This is a genomic window from Bacteroides sp. AF25-38AC, assembly GCF_003602995.1.
Lineage (GTDB): Bacteria > Bacteroidota > Bacteroidia > Bacteroidales > Bacteroidaceae > Bacteroides > Bacteroides uniformis.
The window spans coordinates 171,899-193,725 of the sequence record NZ_QTMD01000001.1 but is presented as its reverse complement, the minus strand read 5'-3'; the positions used below and the strand labels follow the sequence as shown (position 1 = coordinate 193,725).

Below are 21,827 nucleotides of genomic sequence, written 5' to 3'. Positions count from 1 at the left end.
GACAATTTCAAGCCTTGTACCTTTGCAAAAAATTAAAAACAGACACTGTTCACTATAAATGCAAGTGCTGAAAGAGGACATAAGGGGTCGGATATTGACGATTGCCAGACAGCAATTCGAGAAGAAAGGCTATTCCAAGACTTCCATGCGCGAAATAGCGGAATTGTCGAGTGTTGGTGTTGGGAATATCTATAACTACTTCACAAGCAAAGATGAATTATTCCGTGAAGTGGTCCGTCCTGTTTTGTGCGCTTTGGAAGCCATGCTGCAAGAACACCATGGCATACGGGGCGAAGATATTATGATGATGCGGTCGGAAAAATACCTGAAATCCTGCATTGACGAATATGTTTCGCTTATAGACAAACACCGTTCGCTAATGGAAATACTGTTGTTCAAAGCACAAGGTTCTTCGTTGGAACATTTCCGGGAAAGCTACACCGACCGTTCTACAGAGGTGGTCAAGGCATGGTTTGCAGCCATGCAGGAAAAGTATCCCGACATAAACACTTCCGTGTCAGACTTTATCATCCACCTGCATACGGTATGGATGTTCACGATGTTCGAGGAACTGCTGATGCATTCCGTACCCCGACAGGAAATGGAAGCTATCCTGCACGATTATATCCTGTTTGAAATCCAAGGTTGGAGGGCTATTATCAAGATATGAGATACAGACAACGTACATACGAACATTCAACCGCATCAGAACGGTTGGTAAGGAGGAAATCTTCACGGAGGTTTCCTCCTTTTTTTATGAACAAATCTGAATATCGTTCGCTATTGCGCACCTTTCTCACGTTCGGCAAAGCAAGTAAACTCGCTTTGCCCTCACTTGATCGAAACGTTCACTATTAAAATAGAATAAAGATGAAACACGAGTTTAAGAACATTGTGGCAGAAACGCTGCTCATCCCTCTCTATATGAGGGCAAAGGAAAGCCGTCGCGCTCATCCCATCCTGGACGACAAGGCTGCGGAACGGCTGGCGGACAGTCTGGAATACGATTACTCCCAATTTGACGGGGCCAAGCTGAGCGAAGTGGGATGCGTGGTGCGCGGCTGGTATTTCGACCGTGCCGTGCGGCGGTTCATCGAGACGCACCCCAATCCCGTCGTGGTCAATGTGGGCTGCGGGCTGGACACCCGTTTCCAGCGTATCGGAGGCGGGAAAGCCATCTTCTATGATATGGACTTGCCGGAAGTCATCGCCCTGCGCCGGGAACTGATACCCGAACAGCCGGGCAATGTCTATATTGCGGCATCCTTGCTGGAAACCGACTGGATGGACGACCTGCGCCGCAGGCATCCCGATGGGGCATTCATCTTCGTGGTGGAAGGCGTGCTGATGTATTTCTACGAGAAGCAGGTAAAGAGCTTCCTGCGCGCCGTGGCGAGCCGTTTCGGGGGCGGGGAACTGTGGTTCGACGTGTGCGGCACGATGATGAGCCGACACGGCGTGAAGCCCGATTCGCTGCGCAAGCACGAGGCACAAATCCGTTCCGGGCTGAGCGACGGGCACGTGGTGGAACAATGGGAACCGGCCTTGCAACTCATCGAGCAAGCCAACTACATGAAGTTCTTCCGCCCGCGCTGGGGATTTTTCTTCGGACAGATATTGGGGCGCATGACGAGGCTGTGCTACAAGTTTAGTTCGTTGCTGGGGTATAGAATCATTGCAAAATAACATTATGTATATGGAGAAGTCAAAAAAGAAAGAAGGTTTGTCCCGCCTGTTCGAGATAGCCGGGCAGAAGAAGGGGCTGCTTGTATTGGCAGGGGTTCTGTCTGCCGGCAGTGCGGCATGTATGCTGGTGCCTTATTGGGCGGTTTATGAAATTTTGAAAGAGCTGTTGTCGCACGGCGTAAATCCTGCCGCTTCGGACGGGGCGGAGATGATGCGCTGGGGATGGATAGCGTTTGGAGGACTTATCGGCGGATTGGTACTGCTGTATGCCTCCCTGATGTCTTCGCATGTGGCTGCGTTCCGCATCTTGTACGGGTTGCGTGTCCGCCTGTCCGAGCATATCGGCAGGCTTCCGTTGGGGTATCTGAACAACACCTCTACGGGAGCCATCAAGAAAACCATGGACCAGAACATCGAGAAGATAGAAGGCTTCATTGCCCACACCATTCCAGACTTGGTGAACGTAGTAGCCACGGTGGCGGTCATGCTGGTCATTTTCTTCTCGTTGGATGTGTGGCTGACGGTGGCCTGTCTGGCGGTTGTGGTGTTGAGTATCTTTCTGCAATTCTCCAATTTCATGGGGAAAAAGGCAAGGGAGTTCATGGGCATCTATTACGATGCGCAGGAAAAGATGAGCGCGTCTGCCGTACAATATGTACGGGGCATGCCCGTAGTCAAGATATTCGGGCAGAGCGTCCGCTCGTTCCGTCAGTTCAATGCCGAGATTCAGGCCTACAAGACATTCGCCTTGAAGTGTTGCGACACCTATCAGAACGGGATGGTGGCTTTTACCGTATTATTAAATTCAATGGTGACGTTTATTCTTCCGATGGGCATTCTGTTGTTACAAGCCAGTCCGCAGTCGCTCTCATTGGCGGTGGTATGGCTGTTCTTCCTCATCATGGGGCCGGGCATGGCTTCACCCGTTTACAAACTGACGTTCTTGGGAGGCAATACGCGCGACATCAACGAAGGGGTAAGCCGCATCGACCGCATACTGGAAAAGCAGCCTGTGCCCGAGCCGGAACATCCTGAAGTGCCTGCCGCCTACGATGTAGAGTTCCGCCAGGTGTCGTTCTCCTACGAAAACACGGAGCAGGGCACACGGACGGAAGCCTTGCGTGATGTCAGTTTCGTTGCGCCGCAGGGCAAGATAACCGCCCTTGTCGGCCCGTCGGGTAGCGGCAAGTCCACGGTAGCCAACCTGATACCCCGCTTCTGGGACGTGGAGCAGGGGGAGATACGCATAGGCGGTGTGGACATACGCCGGATAGCTACGGAGCGGCTGATGGACATGGTGTCGTTCGTCTTTCAAGACACGTTCCTGTTCTACGACACGCTGTATGAGAACATCGCCGTCGGTTCTCCCGACGCGAAGAGGGAACAAGTGATAGCCGCCGCCAAGGCCGCCCAGTGCCACGATTTCATCGAGCGTCTGCCGCAGGGATACGACACACGGATAGGCGACAAAGGCGTATTTCTCTCCGGCGGCGAAGCCCAGCGGATATGCGTGGCGCGTGCCATATTGAAGAATGCGCCGATACTGGTGCTGGACGAAGCTACCGCCTTTGCCGACCCGGAAAACGAGCACAGGATGCAGATGGCGTTGCAATCGCTGATAAAAGACAAGACGGTCATCGTGATTGCCCACCGGCTTTCATCCATCATTGCCGCGCATCAGATTGTCGTGATGAAAGAAGGGCGCATCGTGCAGTGCGGAAGGCATGAACAACTGTCCGCAACCGAGGGAGTATATAAGAATATGTGGGATGCCTATACGAGTGCATACCATTGGACGTTGAACAAAAACTAAAAGCAATATATGGGAAAAAAGAACTTCTTAAACAAGGTCTTGCAAAACACAAGCTGTCCGCAAGGATTTTGGGGGCGGATGATTTTGCGAGGAATGAATAGTTTTCATGCGTCTTTGGCTAATCGTGGCATGAAGCAAGTGGAATGGCAACCGGAATGGAATGTGCTTGATATAGGCTGTGGCGGTGGTGCGAATTTGAAACGTTTATTGAATTTGTGTCCGGAAGGAAAAGTCTACGGCATAGACCGGTCGGAAGAAAGTGTTTCATTCGCCCAAAAGTACAATGCAAAACACTTGGACAAAAGATGTTTCATACAACAAGGAGATGTCTGCTCCTTGCCCTATAAAGAGGGAGCGTTTGATGCTGTAACGGCTTTTGAAACGGTCTATTTCTGGTCGCCTGTAGACAAGGCGCTGTCTGAGGTGGCGCGTGTGCTCCGAAAGGGGGGCTGTTTCCTTATCAGTCTGGAAGCGAGCGACCCCGAGCAGGGAAAGATGTGGACGGAACGGATAGACGGAATGGTGGTCTATACTGCCGATGAGTTGAAACAGCTATTGTTTGAAGCAGGCTTCTCGTCGGTCAAAACAATTCATAAAAAAGAAGAACTACATATTATAGCACATAAATGAATTTAGGATATGAACGCAATCAGAAACATTACAATAGGACATACCGAACGGCTTTACAAGCCCGTGGGCTTCACCATGCTTGCCAACTTGGTGAATATCGTACCGTTTTGCCTCTCCGTAGAGGCGATACGCATCATCTTCCATGCGTTTGACGGCAGCGGACAGCCGCTCGACACGACCCGCCTGTGGTGGATATTCGGCATCATGGCTGTTTACATGCTGGTCATGGCTTTGGCGGAAAGGGCTGCCTACCGAGCCAACTTCAGAGGTGCATACGAGATGAGCGCATCGGGACGCTTGTCGCTGGCGGAACACTTGCGGAAACTCTCGCTGGGTTTCCTGTCGAGGCGCGACCCCGGCGATTTGTCTTCCATGCTCATCACGGATTTCATGATGGCGGAAACGGGAATCTCGCACCACCTGCCCCAACTGATGGGCGCGGTGGTGATGCCCGTGCTGGCTTTTGCCTCACTGATTTGGATAGACTGGCGGATGGCGGTCAGCATGTTTGCCGCCTTGCCGCTTGCCTTGCTCGTGCTGTGGGCAAGCACAAAGGCACAGCGAAGCCTGAGCGGCAGGCAAATCCAGGCGAAAATCAATGCCGGCAACCGGTTGGAAGAATACTTGCAGGGCATCCGGGTGATGAAAGCCTACAATCTGCTGGGCGACCGTTTTGTCCGGCTGCGCAATGCCTTTGCCGAACTTCGCCGTGCCTGCATCCGCCAGGAAGCCCTGTTAGGGCCGTTCGTCCTGCTGAGCATCACGCTGGTACGTGCCGGGCTGACGATAATGGTGCTGTGCGGAACCTATCTGCTGTTAGGAGGGGAATTGTCTTTGCTCGTCTTCGTGCTGTTCCTCGTGGTCGGTTCCCGCGTGTTCGACCCGCTGACTTCCGCTCTGACCAATTTTACCGAGTTCCGTTATTTCTCCATTGCCGGAGGGCGCATCCTTACTTTGATGAACGAACCGGAGATGAAAGGAGAACGCCCATCGCCGGCGGCAGGCGACATCCGGTTCGAGCACGTGTCGTTTGCCTATCAGGACAAGGAAGTGCTGCACGACGTGTCTGTCACGCTTCCGAAAAACTCACTGACGGCTCTCGTAGGCCCTTCGGGAAGCGGGAAAAGCACGGTGATGAAACTTTGCGCCCGTTTCTACGACCCGCAACGGGGACGCATCTTCTTTGGCGGCGTGCCGATGGACGAAATCGCCCCCGAAAGCCTGATGAGCCACATCTCGATGGTGTTCCAGGATGTCTATCTGTTTCAGGACACGATACGCAACAACATCCGTTTCGGCAAGACGGACGCGACGGACGAGGAAATCATCGCCGCCGCCCGGAAAGCCTGCTGCCACGACTTCATCATGCGCCTGCCGCAAGGCTACGACACGATGGTGGGCGAAGGCGGCTGCACCTTGTCCGGAGGCGAGAAGCAACGCCTGTCCATCGCCCGCGCCATACTGAAAGATGCGCCGGTCATTCTGCTGGACGAAGCCACCGCCTCGCTCGACCCCGAAAACGAAGTGGAGGTGCAACGGGCCATCGACTCGTTGATTAAAGGACGCACCGTCATCGCCATCGCCCACCGGCTTAAAACGATTAAGAATGCAGACCGAATCATCGTCCTTGACAACGGGCGGATACGGGAAGAAGGCACGCACGACGAACTTGTCCGAAAGGAAGGACTTTATGCGCATTTGTGGGAAATACAGGAAAGTATTTCCGGGTGGAAACTGTAGCTAAAGATGTGTTAAATTGCAAACTTCGTTACCATCACTTCTGTATTGAATGTGCGGTGGCATTGGCTTACTGTATGAAGTCAGCATTATAATTGTCAGAAAATCTGAAAAGGAAACAATCACAATAGTATAAACATTTAATCAATTTCAAAATGAACAGGTCAGAAAACTGTATTCTCTCTTTTTGGAAGAGATTTGCATCATCGGCACATCATTGCCGAACAGGATGTAAGGAATGAACTTTTTGTATTGCTCGCTTCAGCGAGAGAAACCTATCTCCGGGATGTCGTTGACAGCGGCAAACTTTATCGCCGCTTCGTAGACGACTTCATCAACAGTCACCGGTATATAGACTGCGGCAATGTGGTCTGCCGGAATTGCCATGAGATGATTATCCATGTTGTCCGAGGCATTCTGCATGATTATCAGGATTGTGTGCGAAAAAAGTTCGCTACCGAATCATTCTCATTGGATGATTGCATGGAACTGAAAAGGATGTATGACACATCTGAAATAAATAGTCCGGCATTTGCGTATGATGCGGATCCAATGGCGACCGCAGCTTCACTTTCATTCGAGTGTAATTTTTCGAAGGAACAGATGGCAGGTATTGTGTCTTGTGCCAATACTTACCATCTGTTCTGTGTTCCTACGGTTCGTATGGAGGATATGGAAACTCTTTTTGCCTGCGAGGAGGGCTTACGTATTCGGGTAAATAACATCCGCCATGTGGCCGTGCTTTTCGACGCTCTGCTCGGAAGGTCGTGCATACAGGCACACTGGCAGTCCATTCTTGAAAGAGGTAGATTTCTGGTTTCCAAGGATGGAAAACGGTTCGTGACCGCTTCGAGCCTGTCAACTGCCCTGTCTGCGGCAAGAAACCGTCCCACATCTGTCGTTTATGCTATCAGGACAATGATAGGCCGACTTCCGTAACAATAATATTCCTATGATTTGAAAAGGTCGTCCATGGTGACTTCACTGTGGACGATACTTTTATGTTTTCCGTCCACCACTCCGTATGTGGTGACAAATGTGATTACCAATGTCTTTCTGGTCTTTGTCGCCATACGGAACAATCCCATCCGTTCACGGAGTTTCATCTCGTAATTATCAGTGATGGCATAACGGTCAGTGCTGAACTTCATTTCGCACAAATGGATGATACGGTCTGCTCGCTCAATAATCATATCAATCTGGAAGCCAGGCATGTTTTTGTCAGAATCTGCCTTGCTTCTCCATGAGGATATGGCCGTTCCGACACCGGCTATTCCGAGTGCCGCCTTTATCTGCCGGTGATGTGCCAGACACACAAGTTCGAAACTGAGTCCCATCCACGCAGAGACGCTGCGGGAATCCATATTGTTGCTCCACCACCTTTCATCCTTGGCATTGTTGGATTCTATGAACTTGTAATAAAACAATGTAAAGAAGTCCGTAAGCCTGAAAATGCTTCCTCGGGTCTTACTCCCGAAATGTGACAGACGGGTTACGAAATCGCAGCGTTCAAGATTCTTCAGTATCTTGCTCAAGAAAGAGCCTTCCAGACCTGTGGCTTTTGCTATGTCCTCCCTTGTCAGTCCGGACTTGTTCTCCGACAATAACTTGACTATTGATATATATGTGTCGGCATTGCTGAACAGGGCATTGTACAGTTCGTCGAATTCCCCTTTGAGATGGGCACCATCTGCAAAAAAGAGCCGGTCAATGTTCTGTGCAAGACTGTCAGAGGTATTCAGGAGGCTCAGGTAAAAGGGAACGCCGCCGAATATCATATAACATTGCAGAATCTGGTATCTGTCCCATCTGCAGTTGCGCTGCCTCAGATATTCTTCCGTCTCATGCAGATTGAACGGGGAAAGATGCAGGTTGCAGGTCACTCTTGCGTGCAATCCTCCCTGATTGGCTTCTATCTTGTCCGCCATCCATGATGTCGCCGATCCTGTGGCGATGAGCATGATGTCTGTACGCCTGTTGCCCCAGCCGTTCCAGAATGTTTCCAGGGCATTGACAAAATTCGACCTCTGCGTATCCATCCAAGGCATTTCATCAATGAATATGACTTTTTTCCGGTCTGAAGGCAATGTCTCCAGATAATCTTCAAGCGCATTGAAGGCATCATACCATGTCTCGGCTTTCGGCTGTCTTTTTTTCGAATGACGCTTGATTGCCCTCATGAAATTCTGTATCTGCACCGAAGCCGGAGTGTTGTGTTCGCCTACAAAGGTGAAATCATATTTATAGTTGAAGAACTTGTCTATGAGATATGTCTTGCCGATACGCCTCCGTCCGCTGATGATGACAAATTCGGAGCGGTCTGATTCCAGACACCGCTGCAGTTCGTCACATTCCCTGTCTCGTGAAACCAGTTTGTCCTGCATAATATTTCCGTTTCCGCAAAGGTACTCAATCCATATGTATCTGCCAAATTTCAAAGAGTGAGTTTGTACTTTATCTCATAAAATATTTGAGTAAAAGTACAAACTCACCAACACAATAATACCGAGTTACTACTTTATCTATGATTTTTTATGAGATAAAGTAACGGTTCAGTATATAGTAGCGTTCCATATTAGCCGGATGCTTTTCTGTTTTTCTCGGATAAGTTATGTGCCCAGCTTGCTGTTTCAAGTGGTACGCATCCCGCCGCCGAAAGGCGGTTGGGGTATTAGGCTACCCCATCCCTCTGTTTCGTGGCAGACGGGCAAGCCCGGAGATGAATCGGACTGGCAGGGGCGGATGGCGGAAAGGTATCTGATGCCAAATGTCATTCCACCCTCCCGGTATCCACCAGTTCGAGCCCGAAGGTGTCGATGAAGGTCTGCAACATGGGGTTGCGTTCTATCATCTTTGCGAGAATCATCTGCGGCGTGTCCTCCATCAGCAGGAAGTCGGCGATGTCCAGTCCCTGACTGCGCTGTACGTCGGTCGCTATTCTTTCCAACAGGTCGGAGCATGTGGCACGCCTGCATACGGGTTCCAGCATGGGCAGCCGCTGCCTCCATTCCTCCGTTGCCTTAAGGTCGGGGAAGAGGACAACCTCCCGGCCGCCCAATACCTGCATGGTCTCGCTGTTGAAGCACCCGTGTATCCCTCCGGTGGCAAGCCAGATGAAGTCGGGGATGAAATGGGCGGCGACCAGTGCCGTCTTCTCGCTCTCGACAATGGCTACAGGTTTGGCAGACATTACGGCGGAGTTGTCCGACAGCAGATGTTCTCCGAACAGGCACTGCTTCATCCTGAAATCCGGTATCTTCCTTACTGAATGTACCCAGCTGACTTGGTTGAAAGGCTCCTTAACCCGGTGTCCCGTTTCAGCGTCATAGCCCATGATCTTGCCCGCACGCACATTGCCGTCCCGGTCTGTCTGCCAGAATACGGCTGCTCCGCCCCACATCCTTGACGTGCCTACCCTGTAGAGACGGAACAACCTGTCCGTATTCTCCTTGCCGGCCACCTTAGTGAAGTAGCAGTATAAGGGGTTGATGTCGTACCTGCGCATGGACTGCTCCACCCAATCAGAGGGAAGAAAAGAAATCCGTGGTTTCTGTTCGGGCAATGCTCTTGCTGGCGGTCTTGCAGCTATCGGTGTGCCGCCAAACCTTTCCTGCCCATTCAATCTTTCTTTGACAGCCGGATTGTCCCGGAAGTATTCTTTCGGAGTATAGTGGTAGCCGCAACTGTTGATGTGGTCGCAGATGCCCACATGGTCAGGGAAGGCAATCTCTCCCTCCTCGTCGATATAATGGGTGAAGCAGGACTTCCTGCCGCACTCCGGACAGACGGTCTTGCTGCCCGGACGGTATTTCTGTAGATGGAATCTGTATCCGTTCATGATACTCTCTTTTGTAGATTTCTGCAAGTGAAAACCTCCATTTGCAGTTTGCAATTCTTGCAGTCTTGCAGGAATTCTACTTTTCCGTCACTTCGAGACTGCAAAACTGCAAAGACTGCAGGCTGCAACAAGGGGTCATCCGTTGCAGTTTTGGGCTGGCGGTTCATTGTCATTTTCATTAGGTTTACCAGATTTATCATATATGACTTTCTCGTAATGCCCGGCTTTTGACTTCCGCAACAGCCCGCTCCTGCACAGTTCCCTGAGGTAGTTCATCACCGTGCGTTCGCTGACATTCTGTTGTTCCCTGCCTGTGGCGATGGCCGTCTTCGTGTCGAAAGTGTCCGGCAGCAATGACAGCAGTACCTTGGGCGGTTCCTCGCACATGTCTTCCGCCACGAACGAGCGGATGCGGCGGTACGAGTCCTCGAAATAGCTGTTCAGCTGGATGGCGGCTTTGACGGAAGCCAGATCCACAAACTGCAGATGGCTCTCGTCGGATGCATACCGCAGTACCTGCATGAGCAGGGCCAGCCGTGCCACCTGCGCCGGATGCTTCATCTCGCGGCTTTCCACTTGGGCGTCGTCCTCTATCCGGTTGATGCGTTCCACTTTCCTGTTCCACCATGAGAAGAAATACTCTTTTGCCTCCTTGTCCATAGACAGCACATGGGGCCTCCTTTCTTCCTCTCCCGTGTCATAGTCCAGGGCGAGTACCTTGCCAAGTATCTGCTCCCAGCGTGCCGCTGCCAGAGATGCCCTGTCCTCCCCGCCATCATCCCAATCAGTCCATTTTGACATTTTCCAGGACTTGGGCAACACGAACAGGAAGCGGTCAAGCAGTCCGTTATCCTCGAATCCTTTCGTGAGCAGTTCATGCACACGCTTGGTCTGTGTGGTTCCGACGATATTGATGCACGGCTGTTCTATGTGGACAGGTATCGTACTGCTCACCCTTGTCACGTCCAAAGCCCCGCCGCTCCATGCCGTGAGCAGCTGCTCTATGAGCTGTCCGTTGGTATAGCGGTTGGCGGAGTTGAACATCCCCATGATCTCGTCCACGAGGATGACCACGCTACGGGGATTGTTGTTGTGCGTCAGCAGGAGTGATTCGGGGGTGAAGTCGGACACGACGGTACGCCGCAGCACGGGCTTCTTCCCGTTTTCCCCGGCAGCTTTCCATGCCTCCAACTCCGACTCATACGCCTTGAACAGGGCATAGTCGTGCTTCCGTATGGGACGGTATGCCGCCTCCAGCGGCGGTGTCTTGCCCAGTCCCGGCCTGCCCACGAGGATGATGTAGAGGGCGGCATTGCTCTGCCATTCGCCTTTGATGCGGATACGGTAGGTGCCGCCCAATGCCGCAGATACAGCCGAAATCATGGCAGTCGCTATGAACTCTGTCTTGTAGTTCTCGTACCGGGCCATGTCAAGGATGACGGATTGAACCGTCTGCGGGAACACTTCCAGAGGGAAGCCGGTGTCTTCGGTATGTTCCGCCTCCATGCGGATCATGTTGCACAATTCAAGTTGGGTGTGTGTCATGTCAGCCATTTCTCTTCTTGCAATAGGATGTCACACTCTCGGATTTCCCTCCCGTCTGCACACGCCGGACATCCGACCTGGCGTACATGTTCTTGTTGCCCACCTTGACGGGGACGAGGTAGCCGCGCTTCGCCCACAGGTTGAGCGTGCCCTCACATACATTGAGCAATTCACGGACTTGTTTCGTATTGAGCCATGTCTCTTCTGCCTCACGCTGCATTGCAGCCGCCCGTTCCTCCTGCTGCGCCATGATGGTGCGCTGCACGATGGACTCGGCAAACATCTTCAGGTCGGCGGGCGTGACTTCCAGTTTCACGTTCGCGCCCTGTTCGACCAGACTTTCTATGGTAATCATAAATATCAGTTTTGAAGTTTGTGATGACCATCTTCAAAAGTTCCCTGATGCCCCGCTTCCGATGGCTTATAAAAGAGAAGCACCGCCGACCTTAGGGAAAAGGTTGACGGTGCAAAAGTATATGCGGATTGAAACGAATTGATATATAATGCCTTGTCTTAAATTGTCATGACAATTCAAGTCCGCATGACCATATAAAACGGCTTATTTTGCCTTATCCGGTAGTAGTTTCGACTTCATCATCGGTGGTGATTTCCTTGATTTCTGCCGCCAGTGTCCGGTACAGTTCCCGGTTCTCGTCGCTTTCGATGAGCGGGGCCATCTGGTCTTTCCCGTCCTTGATGATATGCTTTGCCGTCTTCAGGAAGCCGACCGCCTGCCGTATGGCGCTCTCGCTTTTCAGCGAGGGCAGGTCGGGGAACTGCAGTGCCATCCCCACACTGTACTCCTTGGCGGCGTGCATCCCGGCCACCAGCTGTAGGTCTTTCAGCACATAGAACGGGAGTGCCTGGTGGACCGCGCTCGTGTTTATGGAAACGAAACGGCGGATGCATTGCAGGACTTCCTCCCTGTTTCCACACTTGAGATAATCCGCAAGCGGCCGCTCCTGTATCTTCTTCTTTCCGGCCGCCCGCTGCGCCTGCGGCACCGTACCGCTGACGGACTCCGTTGCTGTCGGACAGCATTCGGTATCACCGCCTCCCATCCCGTCCTTTAAGGACTGCAAAGCCCATTCGCCGACGCTTCCTTTTTCAATTGCGTCCTTCATGGCGAAGTGTTCGTTCCAGTCCTCCTGCGTTCGGAAACCGTTCTTTATGGACACTTCAATAATCTGTTTGACGACAATGGAGCAGCCCATCCTTTCGGCGTTCCCTGCCTTGGGATGTCCCGCCTGCCTGCTGACCATGTCAACCATCGCCTCGAAACTCTTGCCGTAGTACAGCCAGCTCAGCACGAGAGGGGCAGACAATGTCACGCGGTGTTTTCTCACGCTCTGTCTGAAAATGTATTTCATCCTGCCCCAGAAAGTGGTCGGAGGCGGGGCAGTGTCTTCTTCCCTCTGTTTCCTGTACAGCTCCACGATTTGCCCAGGCACCGCGTTCTCCTTGAAATGGAGGCCTATGTTCCTGAAGCCGTCCGTGCTGTCGTCACACCATGACTGTTGCCATTCCCGCCTGATTCCGGGCAGTTGCTTGAAGATGGCGCGGCAGACGGCAAGGTACTGCACCTCGTTCCCGTCCGCCATCATTTTCGCGAAGCGGGTGTATTCTTCCCTATGCGCGTCTTTCCACTGGAGGATGTCCGCCTTGAACTGTTCGTATGTCTGTTTCTGCCCGTCCATATTCATAGGATTTTTTGTATGTAAGATAATAAAAGAGGAATATGACAATCAGTCTAAAAGGTTTACGAGTTCCTTCTTCATCTCGTCGTCAATCTTGCGGTACCGTGCGAAGGCCCGGCTCCCTTCCGAATGTCCCGACATGGAGGCTATCAGGTTAGGATCCTTGACCTGCCTGTAAAGGTTGCCGATGAAGGTCTTGCGCGCCGTATGGGTAGATGCGACCTCGTATAAAGGTCTTGCCACATCCTCCCTTGTCTTGGGGTCGAGGACTATGACATTGCGGTCGATGCCCACATACTTGAGTATCTCCTTTATCTTCTTGTTGTAGCCGAAGTGCGAGAACCGGGGGAGCAGGGCGTCCTCCAGATCCTTGTAGCGTTCCAGTATGTCCAATGCCTTCTGGTTGAGCGGCACGCGCACTGTATTGGCATGTTCCATCTTCGTCTTCTGCGGGATGTACTCCACGAAGCCGTCCACGATATTTGCCTTGGTCAGCCTGTTCAGGTCGCTGACACGGCACCCTATCAGGCACTGGAACATGAAGATGTCACGATAGACCGGATAGGTTACCCCCATGCCGCTCAGGTCGGCATAGTACACCTTGTCCCGCTCTTCGAGCGTCAGGTAGAACGGGTCGCCGTACATCGGCCGGGCAATCTGGTACTGGTCAAAGGGATTGTTCCTTGTCAGCCCGCGCTTGACGCACCACTTGATGACGGTGCGGATGCGGTAGAGGGAGCCCGACATGCTGTTCTCGGAACGCTTCTGTTCGACGTTGCGGCGTACCTCATTCCGGTAGAATACGGGGTACATGTCCACGTACTTGTGTTCCTCCTGCATCCACAACTTGAAGTCCCTGATGTCGTCCGCCGTGACGGTGTCGACGCACAGGTGGAAGCCTCTCTGGTGCAGAACTTCGTGGCGGAAACGCTCGTAGCGCAGCACCTTGTTGAGATTGTCGAGATGGTGTTTCCGGCTTTCATCCGCAAGCGGTGTTTCCTCGACGTATTTCCGTATCTGGAACGAGAGCAGGTACTCGTCGGCCTTGTTGCCGCCCCTCGCGTTGATGCCGGGATGGTGGTATTCCTCTATCAGCCCCTTGAGCCAGTTCCCGTCCACTCCCCGGTGGTACTCTTTCGTGATGAGATGGGTGATCTGCTGCACGTCCTTGTCGAAGTTCATCTTCTTTTCCTCCGACACCAGGGCCACGCGGTGCTTGTAGCCCTGCCGTTCCGGGCTCCAGTGGTTGGGATTGATGGACAGTTCGCTCGCGGCCTTGATGTCCACTCCGCCGATGTCCCGGACACGGAAATAGACCCGTGCCTGGTCGGTGATGTTGTTCTTGGCGGCGGTCTTCCGGATGAATGCGGTCACTTTCATATATAAGTCCTCCTTTCTGTCTAGTCTATCATTTCTACAAGCCTTCGCTTCATGTCATCGTCTATCGTGCGGTAGCGGCTGAACGCCCTGCTGCCCTCCACATGTCCCGACATGGAAGCGATGAGGTTTGGGTCGGGCACCTGCCGGTATAGGTTACCCACGAAGGTCTTGCGTGCCGTATGGCTGGTGGCCACCTCGTACAGGGGCTTCTGCACGGTGTTGTAGCCGTGCGTGTCGAGGAAGGTGACCATCCTGTCTAAGCCGCAACGCTTCAGCAGCTCCCGTATGCCGAGGTTGTAGGTGTGTATCTGCTTGAACGGGAACAGCCTGTCGGCATTGGCATCGTAGCGTTCCAGTATCTTCAGTGCCTTCTCATGCAGCGGCACCCTGACGGTCTTCGCCTGGCATTTCTTCGTCTTCTGCGGCATGTATTCCAGGAAGCCGTCCTTGATGTTGGCCCTCGTGAGCCTATAAAGGTCACCCACTCGGCAGCCGACATAGCAGTGGAACACGAAGATGTCCCGTATGACGGCCAGTTTCGGGTTGTCGTTCAAGTCCGCATCGTAGAGGATGTTCCTCTCTTCCGAAGTGAGGAAGAACGGGTCGCCGTAGGTGGGCTCCTTGCAGCCGTAGAGGACATAGACCTCGTTGTCGGAATACTTCATCTTCTTGCACCAGTGCAGGAAGGTGCAGAACAGGTTCATGATGTTGATGACGGTCGTGCCGGAAAGCGGCCTCGGCCTGTGGTTGATGAGCGTGCGGGGTGCATAGAAGTTTGAATGCTCCTGCCGCAGCCTGTACTCGTTCACGACATAATCTCTGAAAGCGTTCATCTGCTCCAGCGTGACGGTCTCCACGAAGAGGGTGAAATCAGCCTCGCCCAGTATCTCCCGCCGGTAGTCATGGTAGCGCGACATCCTGCGCTCGAAGCGTATGATGTGCTCCTTGGTCCTTTCCGCCCCGTCGAACTTTTCCAGATACTCGTGGACACGGGCGAGCAGGTTCGGGTGGTTACGCTCGAAGGCGCGAACAGGGTACAGCACATCCTCTATGACTTGTCTCATCCACCGGCTGTCCGCCTTGTCCGAAAAGGTCTTCTCCGCCCGCTCGATGATGGCGGCAATCTGTTCCGGCAGCCGTTTCTGCTCGGCGGCGGGCACGGCTGTCGTGCGCCTGTAGCTGAGGGTATCGGTGTCCCAATACCTGTCCTGCACTTCAAGTGTGGAAACGACCTTTATGTCCACATTTTTATCCCTGACCCTGAAACAGATGTTCGAGGCCTCGGGGGAACACTTTTTCAGATAGACGGTGACTTTCATCTGCGTTGCTTTTTCGGTTATGCGGCAAAGGTATAACAAATTCCCGTAAATGTTCCCATATATCCCGAAGAAACTTGCAACGGATTAAGACAAATTAAAAAGTCATTCCCGAATCTGATACCGCATAAAGCACAGAAAATCAATGATTATATTTGCAGATGTTTAGCTCTTTTTTTCATTTTGGTCTTTATTAGACTTCCCGAATATCATATATTGCAGTTCCACGCTTTTCTTGTTTGTCTTCCTGGTAGCCACTGCCATCGGAACATTGGTGGGAGGTCCCGTAGGTGACAGGGTAGGACGTAAATATGTCATCTGGGCTTCCATTCTTGGAACGGCTCCATTTAGTATGATGATGCCTCACGTAGGGCTTGCATGGACAGTAGTGCTGAGCTTCTGTGTCGGTCTGATGCTTTCTTCCGCTTTTCCTGCCATATTGCTGTACGCCCAGGAATTGCTACCCAATAAGCTGGGTTTGATTTCCGGGTTGTTTTTTGGTTTCGCTTTTGGAATTGCCGGTATCGCTTCGGCTGTATTGGGAGGTATGGCAGATAAGTATGGTATAGAGGCTGTTTATAATGTATGTGCCTTTATGCCTTTACTGGGGTTGGTGGCTTGCTTTCTGCCTAATTTGAAAAAGAGATAGAGATTTTTTATTCCCATTGTCAGCCATACGGAGAGAACGAAAGGTGCGGTCAATGTAATAATTCCCCAATTCATTCCCACAATTTGCAATACAACAGAGAGTAAAACGGAACATGCAGCCCATATACAGCTCATCCAGCTTTTACCTCCTAAAGCAAGGGCACACAATACGCCATTATATCCCATCAGACCCATATTCAAAGCTTCGGAATCCACTCCCAATAATGTGGCTAGGAGGAGGGGGAGAAGTGCTCCCAATATGGTATATACTGCTGCATTCCGGGAATTCACGAGAATGCCTGCAAGGAAAAATAGTCCGGTCATCATGTTTCCTTGAAACATCACCTGGCCTATGCCCATACTGAAACATTGTAAGTAATTTATGGAGGAAGAAGCGGGTGTTTCTGTATCAGAGACGAGTAGCATGTCAGGCATCAGCCAACTGCACAATCCCAGCAGCATCCATACAGAAAGGATAAAAGGGGTAGTGAATCCGGGCAACACGCGTTGCATGTTGAAAAACCGTGCAATGTAGGTAGATGCACACGAGGCAATAGCCATCAGCATCAAGGAACTTACAGTCAGAAGCATAAAGACCCCTACGGCTATTCCTACCAGTGTACCGTTAAAACCATATAATCCATTTTTTATATCATCACAGTCATATCCTGAGATACGGGCTGTCAACGTACTTATTATGTTGCCACTTACAGCCAATAGGCCCATTTGCCATGAATTCAAAAAGATTCCAATCAACATCAATAATCCGGACAATGCATTGTTTTGGAACATGACTTGCCCTATGCCACGTCCTAAAATAAGTAATGACTTGCGTGTAAAAGCTTCTTTCATGAGTTGTCGAATGAAAATGGACTATATGTAAATTTATAGCTCGTTAATGCGTACAAAAAAAACGATTAGACTAATCTAACCGTTTTAATTTTCGTGGAGCGTATGAGACTCGAACTCATCACCTCGACACTGCCAGTGTCGCGCTCTAGCCAGATGAGCTAACGCCCCGTTGCCAACGTTTGCAGGCTTGCTTTCGTTTTTGATGGTGCAAATATAATGCATTATTCTGAAATAATTGCTATGTTTGCGAAAGAATTTGAAAAAATAAGTTATGCTGATATATAATACCACTTATCATGTAGAGGAAGGAGAAGACAAAAACTTCCTGATATGGATGCAGGAACACTATCTTCCCGAGGTAGAAAAGAACGGAACATTGTATGCTCCACGTATAGCCCGTATCTTGAGTCATATTGAAGAAGGAAGCATCTGCTATTCTGTTCAGTTTGAGGTAGAAAACTCTGCCAAACTGCATCGTTGGTATCAAGAGCAAGGAGTGAAACTGAACGAGGAATTACTGAATATCTTTAAAGATAAAGTGATTGGCTTTCCTACATTGATGGAGGTAATAGTGTGATACAACCGGTCAAAGAGAAAATAATATTGGGTATAGACCCTGGTACCACCATTATGGGGTATGGAGTATTGCGTGTGGCAGGTGTCAAGCCGGAAATGATAGCCATGGGAATTATCGACCTCCGCAAATTTGGAGACCACTATCTGAAGTTACGTCATATTCATGAACGGGTACTGAGTATCATAGAGAGTTATTTGCCTGACGAGCTCGCTATTGAGGCCCCTTTCTTCGGAAAGAATGTACAGTCCATGTTGAAGTTGGGGCGTGCGCAAGGCGTAGCAATGGCAGCTGCTTTGAGCAGGGATATTCCCATTACGGAATATGCTCCTTTAAAAATAAAGATGGCCATCACCGGAAACGGACAGGCATCCAAGGAACAGGTGGCGGACATGTTGCAGCGTATGCTGCATTTTCCTAAAGAGGATATGCCTACTTTTATGGATGCAACGGACGGGCTTGCTGCTGCCTATTGTCACTTTCTGCAGATGGGGCGTCCCACGGTGGAGAAAGGCTATCATGGCTGGAAAGACTTTATTGCCAAAAATCCGGATAAGGTGAAGAAGTGATAAGAATTGAAATGTAGAATCTAAAAATAATATCATGAAATTGAATGAACTTGCTATCATTGGAGTGGCTGCAACGACGGTTGTAAGCTGCACTCCCGCGAAGACGGAGTATGCTTCGTACGAACTTTACCCTGTCCGTTCGGGTAGTCTGACAGAGATGGAATATACACCTGCTGCCACGCAATTCACATTGTGGGCACCTACGGCGGATGAAGTTCGCCTGATGTTGTTCGAAGCAGGAGACGGAGGGCATGCCTATGAAACTATTTCAATGGAATCCTCTGAAGAAGGAACTTGGAAAACTAAAGTTGAAAAGGACTTGATAGGTAAATTCTACACATTCAATGTGAAAATCAATGATAAGTGGTTGGGGGACACTCCGGGTATCAATGCCAAAGCTGTAGGGGTGAATGGAAAGCGTGCCGCCATCATCGACATGAAATCCACGGACCCCGAAGGATGGGCAGATGATAAACGTCCGGCATTGGCCTCTCCTGCCGATGTGATTCTTTATGAAATGCACCATCGTGATATGTCCATCGACCCGTCGTCGGGTATTGAGCATAAAGGAAAGTTCCTGGCATTGACAGAACAAGGAACGGTAAGTCCCGACAAGCTGGCAACCGGCATTGACCATCTGAAAGAATTGGGAGTGACACATGTACATCTTCTTCCGTCTTATGACTATGCCTCCGTTGATGAGACAAGGCTGGACGAGAACAAGTATAATTGGGGATATGATCCGCAGAACTACAATGTGCCTGACGGCTCTTATTCTACCGACCCCTACAAACCGGATGTTCGTATCCGGGAATTCAAGCAGATGGTGCAGGCTCTGCACAAAGCAGGTATCCGTGTTGTTCTGGATGTGGTGTATAACCATACTTTCAATACATCCGACAGTAATTTTGAACGTACAGTGCCGGGATACTTTTACCGTCAGCGACCGGACGGAACGTATGCAGACGGTTCGGCTTGTGGCAATGAAACTGCCAGCAACCGTCCGATGATGCGTAAATACATGATAGAGTCTGTATTACATTGGATTAATGAATATCACATTGACGGATTCCGTTTTGACCTGATGGGTATTCATGACATCGAGACAATGAACGAAATCCGTAAGGCGGCAACGTCTGTAGATCCGACTATATTTATATATGGTGAAGGATGGGCGGCATCGGCTCCACAGATGGCGGAAGATTCTCTGGCAATGAAAGCCAATACTTATAAGATGCCGGGTGTTGCTGCTTTCTCTGACGAAATGCGTGATGCTTTGCGCGGTCCGTTCAATGATAATCATCAAGGTGCTTTCCTTGCCGGATTGCCGGGAGGAGAGGAGAGCATAAAGTTTGGTATTGTAGGAGCCATCAGGCATCCGCAAGTAAATAATGACTCTGTGAATTATAGTAAGGATCCGTGGGCGGAACAACCTACACAGATGATCAGCTATGTTTCCTGCCATGATGATATGTGCTTGGTGGATAGGCTGAAAGCAAGTATCCCGGGTATTACTCCCGTAGAATTGGCAAAGCTTGACAAACTGGCGCAAACAGCCGTATTCACTTCCCAAGGTGTACCGTTTATTTATGCCGGTGAGGAAGTGATGCGTGACAAGAAGGGAGTACACAATAGTTTTGAGAGTCCCGATTCCATCAATGCGATTGATTGGAGACGAAAGGCGGAGCATGCAGATGTATTTGCTTATTATAAAGGGTTGATACAGCTTCGTAAGAAGCATCCGGCTTTCCGTATGGGTGATGCGGATTTGGTGCGTAAGCATTTGGAATTTCTACCGGTTGACGGCAGCAATGTGGTGGTTTACCGTCTGAAAGAAAATGCCAACGGTGATGCATGGGGAGATATTATAGTAGTCTTGAATGCCCGTAAGGAGCCTGCCAAACTTACCGTACCCGAAGGTAAATATACAGTGGTCTGCAAGGATGGCTTTATCAATGAACAAGGTTTGGGCACACTGTACGGCCCCGAAGTTGTTGTTCCGGCCCAATCGGCACTGATTATGTATAAATGATGATTGGATGATGCAGCAACATACAATACACATAGCGGGGGGCGTAGTACGCAACCCGCTTGTTCGTTTGACAGAGCCTGTCACTCTTGATTTCCTGGCAGGAGAACACATTGCCATTGTAGGACCGAACGGAGCCGGAAAGAGCCTCCTGGTGGATATGCTGACGGGAAAGTATCCTTTGCGTGATGGTGAGCTTACCTATGATTTCTCTCCCTCCCTCACGAAAACTGCCTATGACAATATCAAATACATTGCCTTCCGTGATACTTACGGTTCTGCCGATGCCAATTATTACTATCAACAGCGTTGGAATGCCCACGACCAAGAGGATGCTCCGCTAGTACGCGAAGTGCTGGGAGAGGTAAAAGACGATGTCTTGAGGCGGCAGCTATTTGAACTTTTCAGCATAGAGCCGATGCTTGACAAGAAAATCATTCTTCTCAGCAGTGGGGAGCTGCGCAAGTTTCAGTTGACTAAAGCTTTACTGACTGCTCCCCGAATTCTTATCATGGACAATCCTTTCATAGGGCTGGATGCGCCTACCCGTGAACTGCTTTTTAATTTGCTGGAGCGGCTTACCCGGCTGGGCGAGTTGCAGATTGTCCTTGTGCTTTCCATGTTGGATGACATACCTTCATTTATTACACATGTTGTGCCGGTAGAGGACATGAAGGTGGGCGAAAAGATGGAACGTGAGGAGTATGTGCAGGCATTCTGTGCGGGCAATCAGATGCGTATTCAGGAAGAGGCCGGAGCGTTGGAGGAATTGCAGCGGCGTATTCTCGATTTGCCCTACGAACATGCGAATTTCACTTCGGACGAAGTGGTGAAATTGAACGGGGTTAGCATCCGTTACGATGACCGTACCATTCTGAAGGAGCTGGATTGGACAGTGATGCGTGGTGAGAAGTGGGCGCTGAGTGGCGAGAACGGTGCCGGCAAGTCTACCTTGCTTAGTTTGGTTTGTGCGGATAATCCGCAGTCATACGCCTGCGATATCAGTCTTTTCGGACGGAAGCGCGGAACGGGGGAGAGTATTTGGGAAATCAAGAAACACATCGGTTATGTCAGTCCGGAAATGCATCGTGCTTATCTGAAGAATCTGCCTGCCATAGAGATTGTCGCTTCCGGTCTGCACGACAGCATCGGATTGTATAAACGTCCTCATGCCGAACAGATGTCGGTATGCGAGTGGTGGATGGATATTTTCGGTATTGCAGCCTTGAAAGACAAGCCTTTTCTGCAACTCTCCAGTGGAGAACAGCGTCTGGCATTATTGGCTCGTGCTTTTGTCAAGGACCCGGAACTGCTGATATTGGATGAACCGCTTCATGGACTCGATACATACAACCGCCGTCGGGTCAAGAAGATAATAGAGGCATTCTGCCATCGTCGGGATAAAACGATGATTATGGTAACCCACTATGAGAATGAATTGCCGCAAACAATTACTAACCGTTTATTCTTGAAGCGAAACCGCTGACCGAATAATATTGCGTCAGGGAAAGAT

Annotated in this window: 19 protein-coding genes, 1 tRNA gene and 1 pseudogene; 11 read left to right on the top strand and 10 right to left on the bottom strand. The window is 50.7% G+C overall.

What is annotated here, in order from left to right; translation table 11 throughout:
• The first annotated feature begins 58 nt into the window (after positions 1 to 58).
• From DWY55_RS01070 to DWY55_RS01040, 6 genes are all read left to right on the top strand, one after another.
• Complete coding sequence (locus tag DWY55_RS01070) at positions 59 to 670, top strand: TetR/AcrR family transcriptional regulator (RefSeq protein ID WP_120177964.1); 612 nt, start codon at positions 59 to 61, stop codon at positions 668 to 670.
• Between the two features lie 194 nt (positions 671 to 864).
• Entirely contained in the window at positions 865 to 1,686 is an 822-nt protein-coding gene (locus tag DWY55_RS01060) for a class I SAM-dependent methyltransferase (RefSeq protein WP_120177962.1), read from the top strand.
• Positions 1,687 to 1,696: 10 nt separating this feature from the next.
• Complete coding sequence (locus DWY55_RS01055) at positions 1,697 to 3,499, top strand: ABC transporter ATP-binding protein (RefSeq protein WP_120177981.1); 1,803 nt, start codon at positions 1,697 to 1,699, stop codon at positions 3,497 to 3,499.
• 9 nt (positions 3,500 to 3,508) lie between these two features.
• Positions 3,509 to 4,129, top strand: a complete 621-nt coding sequence (locus DWY55_RS01050; protein ID WP_120177961.1) for a class I SAM-dependent methyltransferase — start codon at positions 3,509 to 3,511, stop codon at positions 4,127 to 4,129.
• A gap of 9 nt (positions 4,130 to 4,138) precedes the next feature.
• Entirely contained in the window at positions 4,139 to 5,869 is a 1,731-nt protein-coding gene (locus tag DWY55_RS01045; protein ID WP_120177960.1) for an ABC transporter ATP-binding protein, read from the top strand.
• Between the two features lie 195 nt (positions 5,870 to 6,064).
• Positions 6,065 to 6,805 carry a hypothetical protein gene (locus DWY55_RS01040; protein WP_165859502.1) on the top strand — a complete coding sequence of 247 codons (741 nt, stop codon included), beginning with the start codon at positions 6,065 to 6,067 and terminating at the stop codon, positions 6,803 to 6,805.
• Between the two features lie 11 nt (positions 6,806 to 6,816).
• Here the strand turns inward: DWY55_RS01040 and DWY55_RS01035 are convergent, their stop codons facing one another.
• The 8 genes from DWY55_RS01035 to DWY55_RS22565 all read right to left on the bottom strand — a co-directional run bounded on the left by DWY55_RS01035 (position 6,817) and on the right by DWY55_RS22565 (position 15,645).
• Positions 6,817 to 8,250, bottom strand: a complete 1,434-nt coding sequence (locus DWY55_RS01035; protein ID WP_120177959.1) for an AAA family ATPase — start codon at positions 8,248 to 8,250, stop codon at positions 6,817 to 6,819.
• A 246-nt stretch (positions 8,251 to 8,496) separates the two neighbouring features.
• Entirely contained in the window at positions 8,497 to 8,640 is a 144-nt protein-coding gene (locus tag DWY55_RS21910; protein ID WP_165859501.1) for a hypothetical protein, read from the bottom strand.
• Positions 8,637 to 9,704, bottom strand: coding sequence for a DUF6371 domain-containing protein (locus tag DWY55_RS01030; protein ID WP_120177958.1), 1,068 nt, complete (start codon positions 9,702 to 9,704; stop codon positions 8,637 to 8,639). Before DWY55_RS01030 ends, DWY55_RS21910 begins: the two co-directional genes overlap by 4 nt.
• Positions 9,705 to 9,839: 135 nt before the next feature.
• A complete protein-coding gene (locus DWY55_RS01020; RefSeq protein WP_120177957.1) occupies positions 9,840 to 11,258 on the bottom strand; it encodes a DUF3987 domain-containing protein in 1,419 nt (472 codons plus the stop codon).
• Positions 11,251 to 11,532 carry a helix-turn-helix domain-containing protein gene (locus DWY55_RS01015; protein ID WP_243633621.1) on the bottom strand — a complete coding sequence of 94 codons (282 nt, stop codon included), beginning with the start codon at positions 11,530 to 11,532 and terminating at the stop codon, positions 11,251 to 11,253. The genes DWY55_RS01020 and DWY55_RS01015 overlap by 8 nt, the downstream gene beginning before the upstream one ends.
• 286 nt (positions 11,533 to 11,818) lie before the next feature.
• Positions 11,819 to 12,952: a DUF6043 family protein gene (locus tag DWY55_RS01010; protein ID WP_120177955.1), complete on the bottom strand. Its 1,134-nt coding sequence runs from the start codon at positions 12,950 to 12,952 to the stop codon at positions 11,819 to 11,821.
• A 42-nt stretch (positions 12,953 to 12,994) separates the two neighbouring features.
• Positions 12,995 to 14,326, bottom strand: coding sequence for a site-specific integrase (locus DWY55_RS01005; protein ID WP_120177954.1), 1,332 nt, complete (start codon positions 14,324 to 14,326; stop codon positions 12,995 to 12,997).
• 20 nt (positions 14,327 to 14,346) lie between these two features.
• Complete coding sequence (locus DWY55_RS22565) at positions 14,347 to 15,645, bottom strand: site-specific integrase (RefSeq protein ID WP_120177953.1); 1,299 nt, start codon at positions 15,643 to 15,645, stop codon at positions 14,347 to 14,349.
• Between the two features lie 220 nt (positions 15,646 to 15,865).
• Between DWY55_RS22565 and DWY55_RS00995 the strand changes: the two are divergent.
• A pseudogene (locus DWY55_RS00995) lies at positions 15,866 to 16,291 on the top strand (MFS transporter); the annotation flags it as partial.
• Here DWY55_RS00995 and DWY55_RS00990 read toward each other — a convergent pair.
• The gene (locus DWY55_RS00990; protein WP_022401656.1) at positions 16,219 to 17,142 is read right to left on the bottom strand and encodes an urea transporter; all 924 of its coding nucleotides are present in this window, start codon (positions 17,140 to 17,142) and stop codon (positions 16,219 to 16,221) included. The pseudogene DWY55_RS00995 and the gene DWY55_RS00990 overlap by 73 nt on opposite strands.
• Before the next feature lie 94 nt (positions 17,143 to 17,236).
• A tRNA-Ala gene (locus DWY55_RS00985) sits at positions 17,237 to 17,310 on the bottom strand.
• A 103-nt stretch (positions 17,311 to 17,413) separates the two neighbouring features.
• Between DWY55_RS00985 and DWY55_RS00980 the strand changes: the two genes are divergently transcribed.
• Genes DWY55_RS00980 through DWY55_RS00965 form a run of 4 tightly spaced genes read left to right on the top strand, consistent with a single transcriptional unit; the run spans position 17,414 to position 21,800 of the window.
• Entirely contained in the window at positions 17,414 to 17,719 is a 306-nt protein-coding gene (locus DWY55_RS00980) for a DUF4286 family protein (protein WP_022401655.1), read from the top strand.
• Positions 17,716 to 18,285, top strand: a complete 570-nt coding sequence (ruvC, locus tag DWY55_RS00975; protein ID WP_005826381.1) for a crossover junction endodeoxyribonuclease RuvC — start codon at positions 17,716 to 17,718, stop codon at positions 18,283 to 18,285. Before DWY55_RS00980 ends, ruvC begins: the two co-directional genes overlap by 4 nt.
• A 34-nt stretch (positions 18,286 to 18,319) precedes the next feature.
• Positions 18,320 to 20,317 carry a type I pullulanase gene (gene pulA / locus DWY55_RS00970; RefSeq protein WP_117703706.1) on the top strand — a complete coding sequence of 666 codons (1,998 nt, stop codon included), beginning with the start codon at positions 18,320 to 18,322 and terminating at the stop codon, positions 20,315 to 20,317.
• A gap of 10 nt (positions 20,318 to 20,327) precedes the next feature.
• A complete protein-coding gene (locus DWY55_RS00965; protein ID WP_117703728.1) occupies positions 20,328 to 21,800 on the top strand; it encodes an ATP-binding cassette domain-containing protein in 1,473 nt (490 codons plus the stop codon).
• Positions 21,801 to 21,827: the final 27 nt, after the last annotated feature.

Excerpts from the sequence above, each read along its gene's own strand:
- DWY55_RS00965 (WP_117703728.1), top strand. The coding sequence starts at position 20,328 with ATGCAGCAACATACAATACACATAGCGGGGGGCGTAGTACGCAACCCG.
- DWY55_RS01055 (WP_120177981.1), top strand. The coding sequence starts at position 1,697 with ATGGAGAAGTCAAAAAAGAAAGAAGGTTTGTCCCGCCTGTTCGAGATA.
- DWY55_RS22565 (WP_120177953.1), bottom strand. The coding sequence starts at position 15,645 with ATGAAAGTCACCGTCTATCTGAAAAAGTGTTCCCCCGAGGCCTCGAAC.
- DWY55_RS01030 (WP_120177958.1), bottom strand. The coding sequence starts at position 9,704 with ATGAACGGATACAGATTCCATCTACAGAAATACCGTCCGGGCAGCAAG.
- DWY55_RS01015 (WP_243633621.1), bottom strand. The coding sequence starts at position 11,532 with ATGTTTGCCGAGTCCATCGTGCAGCGCACCATCATGGCGCAGCAGGAG.
- DWY55_RS00990 (WP_022401656.1), bottom strand. The coding sequence starts at position 17,142 with ATGAAAGAAGCTTTTACACGCAAGTCATTACTTATTTTAGGACGTGGC.
- DWY55_RS21910 (WP_165859501.1), bottom strand. The coding sequence starts at position 8,640 with ATGACATTTGGCATCAGATACCTTTCCGCCATCCGCCCCTGCCAGTCC.
- DWY55_RS01005 (WP_120177954.1), bottom strand. The coding sequence starts at position 14,326 with ATGAAAGTGACCGCATTCATCCGGAAGACCGCCGCCAAGAACAACATC.
- DWY55_RS01035 (WP_120177959.1), bottom strand. The coding sequence starts at position 8,250 with ATGCAGGACAAACTGGTTTCACGAGACAGGGAATGTGACGAACTGCAG.
- DWY55_RS00980 (WP_022401655.1), top strand. The coding sequence starts at position 17,414 with ATGCTGATATATAATACCACTTATCATGTAGAGGAAGGAGAAGACAAA.
- pulA (WP_117703706.1), top strand. The coding sequence starts at position 18,320 with ATGAAATTGAATGAACTTGCTATCATTGGAGTGGCTGCAACGACGGTT.
- DWY55_RS01070 (WP_120177964.1), top strand. The coding sequence starts at position 59 with ATGCAAGTGCTGAAAGAGGACATAAGGGGTCGGATATTGACGATTGCC.
- DWY55_RS01020 (WP_120177957.1), bottom strand. The coding sequence starts at position 11,258 with ATGGCTGACATGACACACACCCAACTTGAATTGTGCAACATGATCCGC.
- DWY55_RS01010 (WP_120177955.1), bottom strand. The coding sequence starts at position 12,952 with ATGAATATGGACGGGCAGAAACAGACATACGAACAGTTCAAGGCGGAC.
- DWY55_RS01050 (WP_120177961.1), top strand. The coding sequence starts at position 3,509 with ATGGGAAAAAAGAACTTCTTAAACAAGGTCTTGCAAAACACAAGCTGT.
- DWY55_RS01045 (WP_120177960.1), top strand. The coding sequence starts at position 4,139 with ATGAACGCAATCAGAAACATTACAATAGGACATACCGAACGGCTTTAC.